The organism is Planctomicrobium aquicomposti (assembly GCF_051466325.1).
Taxonomy (GTDB): Bacteria; Planctomycetota; Planctomycetia; order Planctomycetales; family Planctomycetaceae; genus Planctomicrobium.
The window spans coordinates 1,895,095-1,913,173 of sequence record NZ_CP195792.1; the positions used below are offsets into that span (position 1 = coordinate 1,895,095).

Below are 18,079 nucleotides of genomic sequence, written 5' to 3' on the forward strand. Positions count from 1 at the left end.
TACACTAGAAGATGCTAATGGGTGATTCAATCCTGAAAGCAGAACCTGTGACGAATCGAGGTGGAGCACCAGGAGGGGGCGCAGGGACCAAAAAAGCATGTGCCGAAACGCAACGTCTGCTGGCGTCTGACGCAATTGTCTGCTACCACTCCCATAGCGTAATCCGGCCCAGCACCCTCCGTCGCCTCACGGTTGCCATGCCCAGCTGTTTCGATGACCTCTGCCCGGTCGATCCCTCTCCGGCAGCCAGAAAGCTGTTGTGGCACGCACTGTCGGTTGGTCGGGTCTGGCGGGATGAGCCCGAAACGCACGCGGCACGGGACAAAGCGGGGATGTTCCTCTTCTGGGTCGAGGAAGGGAAAGGCGAACTCCGGGTGGCCGAGACGACCTGGAAGCTCACCAACGCCACGAATCTCTGGCTGCTCGATCTCGGAACTCCCCGTGCCTATCTCCCCGGACCGGGGGAACGTCTTGTCACATTTGGAGTTCGGTTCGGTGGGCCGGCACTTCACGAGTGGAAAGATGCCCTCATCGGCAAGGGTCAGATCTCCTTCAAGAACGGGGCCGGGATCAAAGCGGTTCGCAAAGATCTGCGACAGATTCGCGAGTTGGCCGTCCGTCGGCCGGCGGGGTATGAGTGGCTGGTCCACGAGTGCCTGACGCGTGCCCTGGGGCTGCTTCTTGCAGAACGTCAGATTCTGACCGCGCCAGTTGACGTCGAGATTCCCCTGCCTGTCTCTCGGGTACTCGATGCAGTGCTGCAGGACCCCTCGCGAGCATGGCGGGCTGCCGAGCTTGCGAAGATCGCCGGAGTCAGTTACTCGGGTTTGCGGGCGATGTTCCGCTCAGCGCAACAGGAAAGCCTGTCGGGGTTTCTGCAACGAACTCGTCTGCATCAGGCACGCTTTCTGATGGCCAGTGAAGGGCTGTCGATGAAAGAGATCGCGGCCCGTCTCGACTTCTCCAGCGAGTACTACTTCAGCCAGTGGTTCCGCCGTCAAACCGGCTCCAGTCCCACCAAATTCCGCCAAAGTCTTCGCGACTGAGCTCGGGTGGCAATTTTCATAAGACATTTGTCAGCTTTGCCATGCCTCTCGCGGGGACCATCTGCCACCATTGATTCTGCGGTTCCATCTGGTGGGGGATGCCTGGTCGTAAGACTCATTCGTCTTTTTGCGAGACTGTTGTCTCCGCAGCATTGCCTCTTCCTGGTCACCAGGCGAGGGCCGCGGTTGCTAATATCGGACGATAATTATCCGGCGGGATCGTGGTCTGCGCTGCGCTAATGCGCGTGTTCACGTTAAGTCTTCGCCATTGCGTGTTTTTACTATTTCGCTGTCCGATGATTTAGCATGAAATCGCTGGGTGATTCTGGCGTCCACTTCGCTCCTCGTGCATGGGGAACCGGGCAGGATTGGCCACCCTTCGATTGCCCCGCCCCGGGCTCTCGTTTGGGATCAATGTGTGGAGCTGTTAGACTCAGCGACTGCAGACGAGAGCGGACGTCGAGTCGGTTGAGCCGCTTGGCTTATTCGCTCCGTCCTTTTTGTTCCTCAGGGGCCCTCCTTCATGCAGCGATCTTCAGTTTCAACGGCTTTGTCTCTCGCGCTCTCTGATTGCGTACTGGCGACCCAGGCAATCCGATTCTCCTTTGCCTGTCTGTTCAAATGCCTGGTCGTCTGGCTCGGGCTCGAACTTCTCGCGCCGGTGGCGTGTGAGGCGCAGTGGGCCCGGCACACGATCGACAACTCGTCACGCGGGGCGGACGGAACGCGGCTTCTGGACATCAACGGCGACGGATTGATTGACATCGCCACTGGCTGGGAGCAGGGAGGGCAGACTCGCATCATGCTTCATCCGGGCAAGGACCGGGTTCGCGAAGAATGGCCCTCGTGTCCCGTCGGCAGAACGAAAGCTGTCGAAGACGCGGTCTTCGCCGATCTGGATGGGGACGGTGCGGTGGATGTGATCTCCTGCTGTGAAGGGGAGGAGCGGCAGATCTTCATCTGCTGGAGCCCCGAGGAAAAATCGCGGATGCTGAACCCGACAGCCTGGACAAGAACCTCGCTGCCGGCTGCGGCGGAGCGGATGCGGTGGATGTACGCACTCCCCGCGCAGATTGATGGAAACCACGGCCTTGACCTGTTCGCCGGAGGAAAGGGGCCGGGGGCGGCAATCGGTTGGTTCGAGGCTCCGTCTCAGCCTCGCAAGCTGGAGGACTGGACATGGCATGCTCTCCGGAACTGTGGATGGCTGATGTCGCTGGAAGCGGCGGACATGGACGGCGATGGAGATCTCGATCTCGTCTTTTCGGACCGCCGTGGAGACCGGAAAGGAGTTTATTGGCTGGAGCGGCCCCAGAATCAGCAGGAGCTGCGTCAGCCGTGGAAAGAGCACGTGATCGGCGGAGTCGGTGAGGAGCAAATGTTCCTCACACTGGCTGATCTGGATCAGGATGGATTGCAGGATGTTCTCGTTGCCACGAAACCCTCTGCAGTCACATGGTTCCGCCGACTCGACGGCTCTGGAGAACGTTGGGAGTCTTACACGATTCCGTTTGATGCGGTGAATGGAACTGCAAAAGCGGTGAGCGTGGGGGACATTGATCTGGACGGTCAACTCGATCTGGTTATCAGCTGTGAAACGGCACAGGCACCGCTGCACGGCCTCTCGTGGATGTCGTACGAAGGTTCACCCATGAGCGGGACGTGGAAGACGCATCCGGTAGGGGGAGTCGACGGGGTGAAGCACGACCTGTGCCCGCTGGTCGATTTGGATGGAGATGGGGATCTCGACGTAATTACCTCGGAAGAAGTGACCGGGCTGGGAGTTGTCTGGTACGAGAATCCAACCCGTTAGGGCAGGTTGTTCGTTCCAGTCGCAGGACAACAGGCGATTCGCCTCGTGAAATGCTGGCCTCTTCCTGGCGTGGGAAGTCACAGGCAGGATCTTGGACCGACAGTCGCTTCTGTTTCGGTCTCATTCTGGCGCGGCTGGGGGGTGAAACCCGCGGGGGCTGGTTCCACCCGGTGCTGCCAGCCAAGTCACCCAAGTGTCGAGGTTGAGGGCTTGGGGATCGAAGCGCCCACGCGGGCACTCTCGCTGCATTTTGCAGGCAAGAACCGCAATCGTCCCAGTACTGAATGGGACGATCTTGTGGAAAACCGAGTGTTTCAGGCGGAAAACCGAGTGTTTCAGGCGGAAAACCGAGTGTTTCAGGCGGAAAACGGGCAAGCTCTGAAATGGGGCGGCGAACCTCCGCCCCATGTTGATTCACAGCTGGAATTTCGGAACGCATCAAAATTCACAAGACATTTGGCAGTTTTCGCATGTCATCTTCGTCGATGTGTGACATACCATTTCAATGAATCCTGATGTTTCGATTTGTTAATTCTCGGTTGGTGATCCATCGGGCCTCGCATTCATCAAAATAAGGGGGAAGAGACGCTCATGAGAAACAAGCTCCGTCTGTCGAAGTCTGGCTTTACGCTAATTGAGCTGCTGGTCGTGATTGCCATCATTGCTGTGTTGATCGCCTTGCTGCTGCCTGCCGTACAGCAGGCTCGGGAAGCCGCCCGACGCTCGCAGTGCAAGAACAATCTGAAGCAGATGGGTCTGGCGCTGCATAACTATCTCGATGTGCATGGAACATTTCCGCCGGCCTGTGTGTTCAACTCGAACCCCGGCTGGCCTGCGAGTGGTTCCGCCCGGCCTGCAGCGTTCGGCTGGGGAGCCCTGATTCTTCCCTATCTGGATCAGGCCCCGTTGTTCGACCAGTTGGGAGTCAACACGCGGACTTTGGATCAGGTGCTCGCCAGTTCGACTCTCGCCCCCCTGACCCGCACTCCGTTGCCGGTCTACAGGTGCCCGTCTGATATTGCTCCCCCCATTAATACCGGAGAGGGACGGGAGTTCCCTTCCGCTTACAAGAACAACTTCCCTGATGGAGTCTCCGCTGTCGGGACATCCAACTATGTGGCTAACTCCGGTGTTCAGCTGTCAAACATTGACGGTTACCTGCGGGAAGACAATCCGAAGCGAGGCTGGGGAATGATGATGGGGGCCAGCAGCATCCGCATCCGTGACGTCACCGACGGGACCAGCAACACCATCATGGTCGGGGAACGGGATTGGGTAGCCTTTGCAGCAGCCTGGGTGGGTGTTGGTAAGCCGGATAACGATGGTCGTTCCAATGCGGGAATTGTGATGGGGAACAGCCAGAACTCGAAACTGAATATGTACAACGACCCCGGTGACGAAAATGCAGAACGGGGTTTCGGCAGCTCCCACGAAGGGGGCGCTCAATTTCTCTTCGCTGACGGGCATGTAGCGTTCATCAGCGAGAACATCCACTACAACAAGCCGAGCAATACGGAGAAAGAACTCTGTCCTCCTGATATTGGCGTGTATCAGCGGCTGCTTCGCCGCGAAGACGGTTTGACCGTCGGCGAGTACTAAGATCCGCATGTGATCCGATCGAGGTCAGCCACGTGTGCGGTATGACTCTGAAGTCATACCGCACATCTTTCCTCCTCTTTCTGGTCTGCATCGATTTCTCTTCGGCCGCGCCCACCGCCAAGGTGCCGCTGGTTCATACGACACATTTTTCAGACTGGGATCCATGAATACCGAGAATCGCCGCCACAAATCTCTTTCTGTGAGTCCACGTCTTGTTCGGGCATTTGTGATCTTCAGCGTCACGGTTGTGCTTGTCGGCTGCGGAGGGGGCCACCCGTTCGAGCTGGGCGAGGTCCGGGGGCGAGTCACGCTCGACGGTGTGCCGGTACCTGGAGCAACACTGGAGTTTTCTCCGAAGACTGACAACGGAACGATTTCTACGGCTGTGACGAACGCGAATGGAGAGTACGAGTTGCACTTCAATCGTCGTGAACTCGGCGCGATCATTGGGAGTCACTCCGTCACGGTCAACACCTGGCCGAGCGAGGTGAATCCGCGACCGGTGCGAATTCCAAGCAAGTATACGTCCGGAGACGAACTCCCCGCTGAAGTGAAACCGGGTAAGAACGAGCTGAACTTCGACCTGGTCTCCGATGGCAAAGGGAAATAGTGATCTGATCCGAACGCTGGCAGCAGATAACCGGATGATCGGAAGGGGCGGGCCATTCACCTGAACTTGACGCGCCGAGGAAGGCATGAGTGATCGTTGTGTGGGTGTGATTGGCCTGGGTTTGATGGGGACGGCAATCTCGGAGCGATTTCTCGAACGGGGTTATACCGTCAAAGTCTGGAACCGCACCCGGGAGAAGGCAGATTCTCTAATTCAGCGGGGGGCCGTCTGGTCCGAAAACCCGGCAGACAGCTGCCGGCGAGTTGTCATCAGTCTGTATTCCAGTGATGTTGTTTCGAAAGTCGTACAGCGACTGGAAGGAACTCTTCGGCGAGGTCAGTTTCTCGTCGATACCACCACAGGACGGCCTGATGCAAGTGCCGAGCTGGGATCACGTCTGGCCAGCCGGGGAGTGAATTACCTCGATGCGCCGATCTCCGGCTCAAGCGAGCAGACCCGCCGTGGCGAAGCGACCGTGCTGGTGGGAGGCGAGCGAGCGGCGTTCGAAGCCTGTTCCGACCTGTGGCCTGTCCTGGGAAACCGGGTGATTCATGTCGGTCAGTGTGGCAATGCCGCCAGAATGAAATTGATCAGCAATCTTGTCCTGGGGCTCAGCCGGGTCGCACTGGCGGAAGGCTTGGTGCTGGCGGAAGCCTTCGGTCTTGATCTGCAGCAGTCGCTGGAAGTGATGAAAGCCAGTGCCGCATATTCCAGAACGATGGAGTCCAAAGGCCAGAAGATGCTGCGGCACGACTACAGCGTGCAGGCCCGGGTGGCTCAACATTTAAAGGACGTCCACTTGATGCTCCAGGAGTCGGAGCGGACCGGGCATTCCCTCCCGATGTCCAAGACACACATGCAGATCCTCGAACGGGCAGTGGAAGCTGGCTGGGGTGAGCTTGATAATAGTGCTGTCTACAGCTCACTCAAAGGTCTTCGTCCCGCATGAATTCGACACCACTTTCTTCCGGCGCCCGGGTCGCGGTGCTGGTTGCCGCATTTTTGGGGCTGGTCTTCGATGGCGTTGAACTGGGTCTGATGCCGGTTGCGTCGCTCTCCGTTTCCAAAGCGTTACTTGGTGATGACTACACTCCGGTGCTGGGGGGGGACTGGTTTGCCCGCTTCACCGCAGCGTTGATGCTGGGGGCGGCCATCGGGGGCATTGTCTTTGGGAATCTCGGTGACCGCATTGGGCGGACCCGGGCCATGGGGCTGAGCATCCTGTTTTACTCCTGTTTTGCCGCGATGGGATCGCTGGTCAAGACGCAGGAGCAGATGATGGTCCTGCGTTTTCTGGTGGGATTGGGTGTCGGCGGGATGTGGCCCAACGGAATGGCCCTCGTCTCGGAATGCTGGCCAAACGCCTCCCGGCCCCTGGTTTCGGGAGTGATGAGCGCGGGGCTGAACTTCGGCATTCTGTTGTTGTCACAGATCGCCCGGATCTGGCCCATTACACCCGAGTCATGGAAGTGGCTGTTTTACATTGCGGGAATGCCCGCATTTCTGGGAATTCTGGTGCTGACCGTCCTCCCGGAATCCCCCCGCTGGCTGGCTTCGCGCGGCGCGACGAAAGCGGCCGCTCCGCCGGTGCGGGAGTTGTTCAGTTCAAGTCTCTGGAAGATTACCCTGGCCGGAATCGTCGTCAGTTCGGTTCCGATGATCGGCGCCTGGGCATCGAGCAAATGGATGATTCCCTGGGCCGACAAGATCGCCGGCAGTGAATTCCCCAATTACAAAGCCTCGACGCAGGGATGGTGGGCCCTGGGGGCCACGCTCGGGAGTTTCTTCGGTTCGCAGTTGGCGGGCCGGATGGGGCGACGAATCAGTTACGCGTTGATCAGCGTGGGGGCGTGCATTTTGACCGTGGCGATGTTCCAGTGGACCGCTCCGCTCGAACCCTCGTTCTTCCCGATCGTCTTTGCTCAGGGGTTCGTCTCCACGCTGCTGTTTGGCTGGCTGGCGTTGTACCTCCCCGAGCTGTATCCGACACGGGTTCGCGCGAGCGGCAGTGGACTGGCTTATAACTCCGGTCGGTTTGCGACAGCCTGCGGCGTGCTGGCGGTCGGGCTGTTGTTTACCGCTCTGGGGGGGAACTACCCCCGGGTGGGAAGTATTTCGGCAATGATCTATGGCGTCGGTCTGCTGACAATCTGGTTTATGCCGGAGACCTCACGGACCGGGTTGAAGGACTGAAAACATGGGGACTTCCTGGTTCACACGGGAAACAGTGGCTGCTGCCCGGCGTCGGCTGTGGAACTGCGGGAAAGGTCTGCTGCTGGCCGTTCCACTTCTGTCGGCAGCACCGGCAATTGCTGACGACTTCTTCGATCCGACAGCGGACCGCGACGCACTGCCGCATGTCCCCGAAGGATTCGAAGTCACAATGTTCGCCCGCGAGCCCCTCGTGCGTCAGCCCTGTTCCATGGCGTTCGACGCCAAAGGACGGCTGTATGTGGGAATGGGCCCGCAATACCGCAATCCCAAACCGAACACCCCGGGGGATAGCGTTGTCATTGTCAGCGATAAAAACGGAGACGGGATCGCTGATGAGACCAAAGTCTTCGCCACCGGCTTCAACGCCATTCAGGGAATGGCCTGGCATGGTCGCGATCTTTGGGTCGCCAACGCGCCCGATCTGACAGTCGTCCGTGACCTCGATGGTGACGATGAGGCGGACGAGTACGTCATGCTCTACACCGACCTGGGGAATCTGGAGCACGGACTCCACGGGTTGAACTGGGCTCCGGATGGCCGGCTTTACATGAGCAAGGGGAATGCCAAGGGGCTGACTCTGCCGGGCCGGGTCGCACCGAAACCGTTTCTCGAACTGTGGGGAGTCACTGCTCCGGAAGGAACTCCGGACTTTCCCCCACCGAAGACGTTTACCAAAGAAACCTATCGGCACACTTATCACGATCCTGCGGATGACTGGGGATTGGAAGGGGGCGTTCTCCGCTGCGACGACGGGGGAACCAACCTGGAAATCATTTCTCGCGGCTTCCGCAATCCGTGGGATATCACCATGGATGATACGTTCAATTGGCTGGGCACCGACAATGATCAAACACTGGGCGACCGGGTGTTCATGCCGTTCCCGACCGCGCACTTCGGATGGAATCACCCCTGGAGTACCCATTTGACCGATGCGCCGCATCTTCCGACGGCGCCGAGCAGCGGGCCGCTGTTCGAAGGCTCGGGTACCGGCATGATCTACGGGAATGCACTGCAGTTTCCGCCTGAATACAGGAATGTCTTCTTCATCAATGACTGGCTGCGTAAAACGACCTTTATCTGGAAGCCGGAATGGGACGGCGCTCTGATGCGTCCCGCGGGTGGGGACTGGGAACCGTTTGTCGAAGGCCGGAATTCGTTGTTCCGCCCGACGGATATGGAGATCGGACCGGATGGGGCGTTGTGGATTCTTGGCTGGAGTGCCAGCTACGGTGTCGTCTACAAGAACGGCGAGATGAGCAACGAAGGACGGGTCTTTCGTGTCGCCTGGAAAGGGGCCACGCCGCCGAAGGAGACCGCTCCCCGGGATCAGCCCCTGCAGGCCTGGACTGTCAGCCAACTGGTGAATGAATTCGACAGTCCTCTTCCGGTTCGCCGGATCGATGCACAGGACGAACTGGTTCGTCGGGGACTGACGATTCAGGGGGAACTGAAGGAACTGCTGAATCGGAAAGAACAATCACGGGCCTTGCAGACCTGGACGATCTGGACCTTGGGGCGCATCGCCCCTACGGACGCCAGCCTGACCAAGTACTTCGAAACGTTCCTGCAGCCCGGCACCAAATCGGACTTCAATCTGCAGCTGCAGGCCATCCGGATTCTCGCCGATCGCGTCGTCAGAACGGGCGAAGAGCAGCCGCTGCCTGATGTGGTGCTTGCTCAGCTGAAGAGTCCGGAACCCCGTCTCCGAGCCGCTGCAGTGTTTGCCGTCTGGGAGACACGGCAGGTCGCTGCCGAATCCCAACTGCTGGATCTGCTCTCGAGCGAGCAGGACACGATTACGTTTTACTCAGCCTGGCAGACACTGCGGCTGCTGGTCTCCACGGATCGACTCAAGTCGCTGCTGGAAGATTCCCGCGGAGGAGTTCGACTCGGGGCGTTTCTGGCGCTGTTGGAAACCCACGCGCTGGATGTGCCGCTGGTCACCGCATTCTCGTCCGATCAGGATGAGCGCGTGCGGGAAGTCGCGGCGCTCTGGCTGTCGAAATCGGCGGATGGTTCCAATGTGCTGCAGGTCCGCGGCAAGCCGGTTGATAATGTGCCGAGCGCCCCCAGCAGCTCCAAGGCCAAGCTGCTCCGCAAGCTGAAGACTGGAAGCGGTCAGAAGTACCGGTTTGTCAGCGATGGCCTGAAAGCAGGGACCGAGCCCTTTATCGATCGCAAGTACACGCTCAAGTCGATTCCCAAGGAACTGGAAGGGGCGGAGTTCATTCGAACCGCCAATGACGATGATGGCTCGCGTGGCCCGGACTTCCTGACGTTCGAATCACTGTTGCCCGTGCGGGTGTGGGTTGGCTTCGACACCCGGATGAAGTCGCTCCCTGCCTGGGCAGCGGAGTTCACGCCGGTCGAAGGGACAGCCCGGGGACATGACTGGGAATACCGTTTTGTCACTCGCGACTTTCCCGCCGGCCGGATCTCGCTGGGAGGCAACACCGACGACGGGAAAGAAGGGGGCAAATGCCAGTACCTGGTGGCGGTTAAACCGACACCTCTGCCGACCTATCCCGCTGCTCCGACGGTCGACGAAACATTGGCCCTGCTCGAGAAAGCAGACCCGCAACGGGGCGAGATCCTGTTCGCGCACACGGGGGGAGCCGGATGTTTTCGTTGTCACAGTCTGGATGAAAAGCAGAACGGCTTTGGTCCGAATCTGGCCGGAATCGGTCAACGGTCCTCTCCGCTGCACATTGCCCAGTCCATCATCGATCCCAACGCGGTGATTACGGAAGGCTTCAATCTCCAGCAGATTCTCACGGATGATGGACTCATGCATGCCGGTGTCCTGCTGGAAGAGAGTGGTCTCACTGTGACACTCGGTCTCCCGACCGGGGAAGCTGTTCGTATCAACAAGAAGTCGATCGAATCCCGGCAGTCCGCGAAAATCTCGGCGATGCCCCCGCTGGGAACGACGTTGACGGCGGCACAGGTCGCTGACCTGACCGCATTTCTGATGACACAGAAAGCCGCTCCCAAGTCGAAAAAGGCCACTGCGACCACGGCTCCCGTCGCTCCCGCGAAAGCAAAAGAGCCGGCAACCGCTATGGTTCGTCGAACCGATTCCAGCAACGATGAAGCCCCTCCTGCCCCTGTCGAGGAGCGGGGACTGGGGGCCCAGTTGCAGGACGACCGCATCCGTCTGACGTTGGACGGCGCCCCCATTGGAGAATTTGTCTATCAGGACAAACTGATTCGCCGTCCTTACTTCATCAACATTCGACTTCCGGGCGGACCGCAGCTGACGCGAAATTTCCCGCCGGTCAAAGGACAGGATCCGACCGACCATGCCGACATGCATCCCGGGGTCTGGCTGGGCTTCGGGGACATCAACAGCCAGGACTTCTGGCGGAATCGGGGACGTATCGAACACGACAAAATCTCGCAGCCGCCGACCGTGTCCGGAAATGAATTGTCGTTCGTGACGGTGGGAAAGCTGGTTTCCGATTCTGGCGAGCCGATTTGCCGGATGGAAAACAGAATCCGGATTCAGGCGGCTGATGGCGGCTGGCGGTTGAACTGGAATGCTGTGTTCTTCGCTGACCAGCACGAATTGAAGTTTGGGGATCAGGAAGAGATGGGCTTTGGTGTGCGGGTGGCGACTCCGATCAGTGAGAAGAAAGGGGGCCATCTGCTCAGCAGCGAAGGGGGCCAGTCGGCGAAAGCGATCTGGGGCAAGCCCGCGAAATGGTGCGATTACTCCGGAACAATCGACGGGAAGCCGTGCGGTGTGACGCTCCTGACCGGTCCCGGAAACTTCCGCAAGAGCTGGTGGCATGTTCGTGACTACGGACTGGCCGTTGCCAATCCCTTTGGGCAAGCCGCCATGAAGCAAGGGGAAAAGAGCGAGATTGTGGTTCCGCGGGGAGACTCTCTGGAACTCGAGTTTGCAGCCGTATTTCACTCCGGCAGCCAATATGATCCAGCTCAGGCGTACGCTGACTTCGTCGCTTCCGAAAAAAAGAAGCCCTGACAACGTGTGTGAAGCCCCCTCGGTTGAAGTGTGCCGGCGATGTTGTTGACAGCATCGTCGGCACACTTTGTGACATCCCGTGGATCTGTCAGGGCTGGCAGAAGTGAATGAATGAGGACACTGGAAGCTGCCTGGATACAGCAGCGCGACATCGTCACTTGGGAAGGGCCAGCCAGGGAAGAACAACGGCTGACCAACTGTTTGCATCGGTCATTGAGGGTGGACCCGGCTTTTTCAGACCACGGGGAATGAACTCGGTCTGTTCAGCTAATAATTCCGTGAGTGGATCCAGCGATTGCGAAAGATTGGACCGGGCGACCGGCAGACTCGCGGAGGCCAGCCGGGAGAAGTCACTCGGTTCGCGTGTGGCCAGCAGGATGACGTGTCGCATCCCGTGAATTCTGGGTTCATCATCGCTCCCGTTGCACTGGAACGGGTCACTCAATCGCGATTCTCCCGGCCGCAGTAACTGCTCTTCCGTCGCTCCCGGCTGATAGGGCAGAACCAGATCGATTCCAAGATTGCTGTCGACATGCAGGACCGTGATGTACGCAGGCGAACCGGTGGTGGGGTCTTCCAGATTGGTGACTCGAAACGCGTAAAAGTCGCCGTCGCGTACGACCTGACTTCCCGACCGATGGCGATCACCGGTCATTGGCCAGACATGACTGCTGAGAATGTTGAACTGATCATCGAGTTCCACCCGCACCAGTTCCAACCGCAGCTGCGGTTGTCCCTGCTGAGAATGACTTCCGCTGGCAGCGACTCGCAGCAGATTCCGGGCCCGATGAATCTGCTTGAGCATGTCCAGCAGCTTTCGCTCCTGATCAGCATTTCGTAAATCAATCGGCCCCCAGCCCCCCGTGAGCGGGCCCGCGGACTTCTCGCGGAGAAGGGCCTCACCGATCAGGGGGAACAGCGCTGCCTGCTCTCCGGAGATGCGGAGCAACACGTCTGCCGACTCCGCTTCGTTCACCCAGTGTAACCAGGGCTTTGCCGGTGCTTTGACTCCATCGGGCTGCGCAGCATCTTCCAGAACGCGTTGAATCATATCCGGAATCACCGGATCGCCGGAGCTGAGTGCTGGGCCATCCTGACCCCGGCCAAGTGCCCGGACCACCCGCACCCGCAGCGGGAAAGTACCCGGGTCGTGTCGGCGTTCCAGGGCATAGCCGACGGCCAGTCCGGCTGGCCAGGTGACGTTGATCTTTTCGCTCTCTTGCCAGTTGAACAACCGTCCGGTCGCGGTCACTCCGGAAACTCCGGTAACTTCGAGCCAGGTGAGTGAGGGCTGAGCTCCGTTGTCGGCAATCGATGTTGTCGGCACGGGCTGCTCATACAGTTCAAACAGCGAGCCGGTGGTGATTCCGTGCAAGGCTCCTGCCTGCAGTGTCACCGTTGCCGGATCGTTGGAGTTCGGTCGGACCATCCAGACGGGGGGATGGTCCAGGGCAGGATCCGCTGCCAGCACCACTCCCTGACCGTTCCCTTCGAGTTGAGGAGTCGGCGCAGGGACGACGCCTGCCTGACGATACTGAAGGATCAATGACTCGCGCAGGGCATCGTACGTCAGACCGGATGCGGTTGGCTGCTGGTTGAGGATCTGGGTCACAAACCGGGAGAGCAGACCGTAGTGTTCACCCTCCTCCTGGAACTCCGGTTCTTTTTCGAATGATTGACAGGCGGACAGGACGACCACTCCTTCCGGCAATCGTTGTGGAGTGACGGAGGGGAGCTGCGCTGCATCGGCAGTGCGGGTCGGATTGGTCTCCCGTTCGAGTGAACGAAAGCGGGTCGGTCCCCGTGCTCCCGTGCCTGAGTGGCAGCAATCCAGAATCAGCCAGAGCTGTGCTCGACCGTTCGCGCACAAGTCGGCGGCAAAGCGGTTGATTTCATCATCCCGCAGATCTTGCGGGCCTCCCTGTTCCGTGGCATCAGCCGGGACGAGCGTCTCATCCAGTCCATCAAGTTCATCGGCATCGGGGTGTCCAGCAGGCTGATCGGGAATCTGGGAGCCATGCCCGCTGAAGTGAAAGACGCACTGGGCAGGAGCAGATTCTCTCGGCAGGCTGGCAACTTTCTGTTGGAGCAGTGCCAGTTCGTGACGAATCCTTTCACCGGTGGCAGTTTCGTTCGACAACGTCACGATGTGTTCCGGGAGGAACCGATATCGTTCAATCAGCACATCGCGCATGATGCGGGTATCGTTGACGCAGCCTTGCAGCTGGCTGTGGTGGGGGAGCTGCGGGTAGGAATCGATCCCGACTAGCAGCGCGAATCGCGGAACCGGGTTTGACTGGGCTGAGAGAGGAGTGTCCGCTGCCGCAGTTGAAACTGCGGAGAAAAGTCCGCAGAACAGCACAAACGCTCGCGATTGCCGTCGTGTCGAGGGTCGTTGCCGCATCACCGATTTCTGTCGAATTCGTGAAACTCGCCTGCATTCTCACCTGGCAACAGGATTTCCCGTTGGCAGGACGTGCGTGCTGCGTGAGTCGAGAACAATTCTTATGGATCTTAAGGATTCAGTCGAGACGCTCCAGAGGGGAGCGCAGGATTAAGTCCCGGAGGGGCAATGAGAGGCACCGGCCGTGAAACAGGACACCCTGCCTGTCCTGACGGACCAAACGGCAACGGACCAAACGGCAACGGACCAAACGGCAACGGACCAAACGGCAACGGACCGAGCCACCGGACCGAGCCACCGGACCGACAAACCAGAAATTCATTCCGGTTTTTCGCAATAAGCGAACATGACAGTCATGGGCTCCTGCTGATCCCGTTGAATCTTCATGACGAGTGTCTGAGGCCAGTCTCCGACAAACATCTTTCGTATGGTGGGGACCTTTTCATGAGTGTCGATTTTCTCGCCATTCATTTCCAGCAGCGAGTCCCCTACACGGATCTCATACCAGTCGGCCAGTGAGTCCTTTTTTACTGCTGTGACTTGCACTCCTGCGGGAGTCGTTTTCAGTGTCAGCCCCAGTCGATCTGCTGGAACGACAAATGCCGATCCGACGGACCGGGACGCGGTAGCGAAGGCATGCGGCTGCTGTGCGAGTGGCTCCATCTTCGCAGTCGGTCGCAGCCGCTTGTCACGCGCGAGCAGGTCTTTGGAGTCAGTCTCCACGCTCGCTTTCACCCGTTCCCAGGCTTCTGCCCAGGTGGGGACGGCGTCCTGATCGGCGTCGATGGACTCCGGAGGGAGGGTAAAGAGTTGAAACACTGCGTTTGTGAAAATACCACCGTATTGATTGCCGTATGCGGGTTTCCCCAGATCGGCAGCAGTCAGGTCCATGGTCCCCTCATGCCGCAGCAGCAGGTAGCGTACGGTGTCGCTGTTGACGGGACCTGGCGCGAACGCAACGGGGATCTCTTCGAAGATGCTGCAGCAATCGGTCAGAATGACATTGAGCCGCGCCTGCTTTTCCTGAATCAGCTTCACGACGGTATTCCGCGAGAGATTTGCGGTCTGCATCGTCAGCACATGCCCCAGCTTGTCGTCGATGGCACCGTGGCCCGCGTAATAGAACAAGATGGTGTCGGCAGGATCGACCTGCAGATTCTTGAGCGCTGCGATGACATTTTCAGGCGTCGCCTCATCACCCTCAAGAACTTTGATGGAGCGGCGACCCGCGGGGAGACCCGCTTCCAATGTGCCGACGACGTTGATTTTGTCGGTCGATACATGCTTCCCGATGCGGGGATCGTTGGTGTCCGCTACCACGAGCAGATGTACGAGCCGGCCATCACCTTCGGCGCCGTAGACAACTCCCCTTTCCGCTGTGATGGTTGCCACCATCATCACCACACCTGATACGAAGAGCCCCTGCCGCATCCGCCTGCTCCTGCCTGTTTCTGCCAACCGATTTGCCGTGGTTGATGACCTGCCGGCTGTTTAGTGCATACCTCTTCTGCCAACAAGCCTAATCGTCATGCTGTAAGGACATCGCAAGCAGTCGTACTGCTCTTTCAAGTGAGCGGCCAGACTTACGGGGTAATAGCCGGCAGCGGCGGGTCGGCAGGGACTCGTTTCCGGAACGAGATGATGTGCTGACGGGGGAGTGTTTCCAGCGTCTCGACCCACTCCAGTCCCAGTTCCGGAAGCGATGCCTCCAGCTTGACCTGTGCTTCCGACATCTTGTGGATTTCCTTGATCGGAATCGCCGGGTTCTCCTTACGGTATTCCACAAAAATTACCCGGCCCGATGGCTTCAGCGAGGCTGCAATCGCCGACAGCATTTCAAACGGAAAATTAAATTCGTGGTACACGTCCACCATGATTGCCAGATCGATCGAGCCCTCATCAAGATTCGGAGTTTTGACCGTCCCTTTCACGGGTTGAACATTTTCAATCGACAGCTGTTTGCATTTGATCTCGATGGCCCTCAACATCTCTGGCTGAATATCGACCGCGTAAACTTGACCGCCCGGGCCAACAACCTTCGCCATCATCAGGCTGATCACACCCGAGCCGGCACCGATATCGGCGACCGCCATGCCAGGCTGCAGCTTTAACGACTCAACCAGCAACGTCAGACCCTCTTCCGCTTCCCGTTCCGGTCGCTCCAGCCAGTCAATGGCCTGATGTCCCATTACCCGGGCGATTTCGCGACCCATGTAGAACTTGCCGATGCCGTTCGGATCATGGTTGCGATGAAACTCGTAACGTGAGGGGACTTTGACCTTATCCGCCGGGTCTTCCGCACTTGCCAAACGGGTCCATGCACAGAGAAAGAACAGGATTCGCAGGCATTGTCTCATTTCTGTTTCCTAGAACAGGTTGCTCGTTCCCGTGCCTGCGCAGCAAGCGTTTCGTATCAAGAAATGCCGACTTCCGCTTGGCGAGGACGGAGCGAACAGATGTCAAAAGGCTCTCTTCACTCGGACTGTACAGTCGGGGGAACACGTTGGCGGGGAAAAATCGATTCCCGGCTGAATGCGCGGAATGGGATGAACAGAGCAGCTTCACACTTATTGTTCGCCAGCTTGCCGGTTCTGCTGCAGGGGATGGGCCTGCTCGAACGTCAGCCCGTCGCGACAGAATGTACCATGTTCAATAAAATGCAGAATCTGCGCGACGACATCCCGCTTAAAGACGAGTTCCGTATGTCGGCCCGGCAGCACAATATGGTCCGCTTCGCATTCCAGATGTGTGCTCGGTTCGCTGACGAGGTGGTCCCGGTCTGCGGCAATAATTCCGACCTCAATCTTCAGGCTGCGGGTCAGGGTGTTGACGAGGCTGTCTTCGCGGTCCGACAGCTCCTCCACCAGATTGGTTAACCACCTGAGCCGACTTCCCAACGAGGTGGCCACGTGTGAGCCCGAATTTGGCGGAGTCAGCATGATCAGCTTCCGGAGCGAGGGAAGTTCGACATTAGCGGCAACCGCCCGGGCGATAATCGACCCCATGCTGTGACCGACGATGTATAGCGGCACGGTCGGGGGCGTCTGCTGCTGAAGCTCCTGAAATCGCTGTTCGAAATGCGGAATCAGCCGTTGCAGCGACTGACGGATGCTTCCGTATCCCCAGTTCTCAACGAGATATCCGGCGTTCGCCAGCCGGCGGGCGAGAAGCCACATCACCCAGCTGTGCACTCCCAGTCCATGCAGAACAACAATTCGTCCCTTGATTTCGGACGGGTTGCATTTCATTCGCGAGGCATCCGGCATGGTCGTCTCACACGTTGTGGACTGGAAAGATTCGTGTCGGGTTCAGTTTACCTGAAGATCTCCCGACGGGAACAGCCTCGGGCGAACGCTGCCCCCGGGGGGGGCCGGGAAAAGGGAACGAGAGGTCACTTGCGCCCCTTCCCGGCGCCTCAGAGGGGGACCCGCATCGGTCACTCGCTGTTGGCTCCCCTGTTTCCCTCTGACCTCCGGGCGAACCACCTTCAATGGAGAATGCTGACTGCTGGGGCGGTGTCGAGGTGCGTCGGGGAAATACGGGGTTCCGCAGGTGCCCCCGAGAGGAACAGTCGCCATCATCGGCAATGGATATTAACACTAAGAATACCCATTACTTATGTCGAAGGTGATGTGAGCGCACCGAGAACTTAGGCGCTAATTCCCGGAGTTTTACTGGAATGACTTGCATTTGGTTCGAATGGTGAACAAAATGCCACAGTGCGGCGTCCGAGGGCTCGGGGCTTCGCTGCATTCTATCGCTTTGGGCATCTCTTGAGGGCAATGTTAAGATGCAGAGGGTTCGGTCCTGCTTCGCGCGATTGCAGCTCGTCCTGTTTCTGGCAGCGGCTCTCCTCGTCGGGTGTGAGCGTCCACCCGGAAGCCCACCCTCTTCGCCGGAAGCTGCAGCCTCCGACTCCGCAGCTGAAAAGAAATCAGCAGAACAGAAAGCTGCAGAACCGGTGCCACCTGCTTCATCGGCCACGGATCCCGCAGTCCCTTCATCCACGGATTCTTCGAAGCCCCCCGCACAGCTGCAACCGGAGGCGACACCTTCCGGTGAGGGGACCCCTCCCGGCTTGAACTCCGGAAGCTCCAGGGAGGCCGGCCAGGGTCACAGGCTCCCTAAACCGAATCGCGATGCGGATCTGCTGCAGGCGCGTCAGCTGTTTCAGCAATCCAAATCCAAGCGTTCCCGCAGCGATGCCTCCGGGGCCTTTGTCGATGCACGCAACGCGTGGAATCTCTGTCAGGGAATGAAAGACCCAACGTGTCAGGAATTAGCGGCCCAGATTCGGGCCGAGATGGACCAGTTGGCCGAACAGCTCTCAGCCGAAACACGCAGCCTCCCGGTCAATGAAAATCGCCCTCTGATCCTGAAATAGCCACCTGCATCCGCCCGTCGA

At 58.8% G+C, this 18,079-nt stretch carries 12 protein-coding genes; 8 read left to right on the plus strand and 4 right to left on the minus strand.

Annotated elements, in window-relative coordinates; all coding sequences use genetic code 11:
* Nucleotides 1-197 precede the first annotated feature (197 nt).
* The 7 genes from SH664x_RS07265 (at nucleotide 198) to SH664x_RS07295 (ending at nucleotide 11,270) form a co-directional block, all read left to right on the plus strand.
* The gene (locus SH664x_RS07265) at nucleotides 198-1,046 is read left to right on the plus strand and encodes a helix-turn-helix transcriptional regulator (RefSeq protein WP_437206294.1); all 849 of its coding nucleotides are present in this window, start codon (nucleotides 198-200) and stop codon (nucleotides 1,044-1,046) included.
* A 523-nt stretch (nucleotides 1,047-1,569) separates the two neighbouring features.
* A complete protein-coding gene (locus tag SH664x_RS07270) occupies nucleotides 1,570-2,859 on the plus strand; it encodes an FG-GAP repeat domain-containing protein (protein ID WP_437206296.1) in 1,290 nt (429 codons plus the stop codon).
* 591 nt (nucleotides 2,860-3,450) lie between these two features.
* Complete coding sequence (locus SH664x_RS07275) at nucleotides 3,451-4,458, plus strand: DUF1559 family PulG-like putative transporter (RefSeq protein WP_437206298.1); 1,008 nt, start codon at nucleotides 3,451-3,453, stop codon at nucleotides 4,456-4,458.
* 199 nt (nucleotides 4,459-4,657) lie between these two features.
* Complete coding sequence (locus SH664x_RS07280) at nucleotides 4,658-5,068, plus strand: carboxypeptidase regulatory-like domain-containing protein (RefSeq protein WP_437206300.1); 411 nt, start codon at nucleotides 4,658-4,660, stop codon at nucleotides 5,066-5,068.
* Between the two features lie 85 nt (nucleotides 5,069-5,153).
* Nucleotides 5,154-6,017, plus strand: a complete 864-nt coding sequence (locus SH664x_RS07285) for an NAD(P)-dependent oxidoreductase (protein WP_437206302.1) — start codon at nucleotides 5,154-5,156, stop codon at nucleotides 6,015-6,017.
* Complete coding sequence (locus SH664x_RS07290; RefSeq protein ID WP_437206303.1) at nucleotides 6,014-7,261, plus strand: MFS transporter; 1,248 nt, start codon at nucleotides 6,014-6,016, stop codon at nucleotides 7,259-7,261. Before SH664x_RS07285 ends, SH664x_RS07290 begins: the two co-directional genes overlap by 4 nt.
* A 4-nt stretch (nucleotides 7,262-7,265) precedes the next feature.
* Nucleotides 7,266-11,270: a PVC-type heme-binding CxxCH protein gene (locus tag SH664x_RS07295; RefSeq protein WP_437206305.1), complete on the plus strand. Its 4,005-nt coding sequence runs from the start codon at nucleotides 7,266-7,268 to the stop codon at nucleotides 11,268-11,270.
* Nucleotides 11,271-11,424: 154 nt separating this feature from the next.
* Here the strand turns inward: SH664x_RS07295 and SH664x_RS07300 are convergent, their stop codons facing one another.
* The 4 genes from SH664x_RS07300 to SH664x_RS07315 all read right to left on the minus strand — a co-directional run bounded on the left by SH664x_RS07300 (nucleotide 11,425) and on the right by SH664x_RS07315 (nucleotide 16,922).
* A complete protein-coding gene (locus SH664x_RS07300; protein WP_437206306.1) occupies nucleotides 11,425-13,674 on the minus strand; it encodes a caspase family protein in 2,250 nt (749 codons plus the stop codon).
* A 318-nt stretch (nucleotides 13,675-13,992) separates the two neighbouring features.
* Nucleotides 13,993-15,105: a hypothetical protein gene (locus tag SH664x_RS07305; protein ID WP_437206308.1), complete on the minus strand. Its 1,113-nt coding sequence runs from the start codon at nucleotides 15,103-15,105 to the stop codon at nucleotides 13,993-13,995.
* Nucleotides 15,106-15,257: 152 nt separating this feature from the next.
* The gene (locus SH664x_RS07310; RefSeq protein WP_437206310.1) at nucleotides 15,258-16,031 is read right to left on the minus strand and encodes a class I SAM-dependent methyltransferase; all 774 of its coding nucleotides are present in this window, start codon (nucleotides 16,029-16,031) and stop codon (nucleotides 15,258-15,260) included.
* Nucleotides 16,032-16,241: 210 nt separating this feature from the next.
* Nucleotides 16,242-16,922: an esterase/lipase family protein gene (locus tag SH664x_RS07315; protein ID WP_437206311.1), complete on the minus strand. Its 681-nt coding sequence runs from the start codon at nucleotides 16,920-16,922 to the stop codon at nucleotides 16,242-16,244.
* Nucleotides 16,923-17,635: 713 nt separating this feature from the next.
* Between SH664x_RS07315 and SH664x_RS07320 the strand changes: the two genes are divergently transcribed.
* Nucleotides 17,636-18,058: a hypothetical protein gene (locus tag SH664x_RS07320; RefSeq protein WP_437206312.1), complete on the plus strand. Its 423-nt coding sequence runs from the start codon at nucleotides 17,636-17,638 to the stop codon at nucleotides 18,056-18,058.
* Nucleotides 18,059-18,079: the final 21 nt, after the last annotated feature.

Coding starts and splice junctions, on each gene's coding strand:
- SH664x_RS07265 (WP_437206294.1), top strand. CDS start 198: ATGCCCAGCTGTTTCGATGACCTCTGCCCGGTCGATCCCTCTCCGGCA.
- SH664x_RS07270 (WP_437206296.1), top strand. CDS start 1,570: ATGCAGCGATCTTCAGTTTCAACGGCTTTGTCTCTCGCGCTCTCTGAT.
- SH664x_RS07275 (WP_437206298.1), top strand. CDS start 3,451: ATGAGAAACAAGCTCCGTCTGTCGAAGTCTGGCTTTACGCTAATTGAG.
- SH664x_RS07285 (WP_437206302.1), top strand. CDS start 5,154: ATGAGTGATCGTTGTGTGGGTGTGATTGGCCTGGGTTTGATGGGGACG.
- SH664x_RS07290 (WP_437206303.1), top strand. CDS start 6,014: ATGAATTCGACACCACTTTCTTCCGGCGCCCGGGTCGCGGTGCTGGTT.
- SH664x_RS07295 (WP_437206305.1), top strand. CDS start 7,266: ATGGGGACTTCCTGGTTCACACGGGAAACAGTGGCTGCTGCCCGGCGT.
- SH664x_RS07300 (WP_437206306.1), bottom strand. CDS start 13,674: ATGCGGCAACGACCCTCGACACGACGGCAATCGCGAGCGTTTGTGCTG.
- SH664x_RS07305 (WP_437206308.1), bottom strand. CDS start 15,105: ATGCGGCAGGGGCTCTTCGTATCAGGTGTGGTGATGATGGTGGCAACC.
- SH664x_RS07310 (WP_437206310.1), bottom strand. CDS start 16,031: ATGAGACAATGCCTGCGAATCCTGTTCTTTCTCTGTGCATGGACCCGT.
- SH664x_RS07315 (WP_437206311.1), bottom strand. CDS start 16,922: ATGAAATGCAACCCGTCCGAAATCAAGGGACGAATTGTTGTTCTGCAT.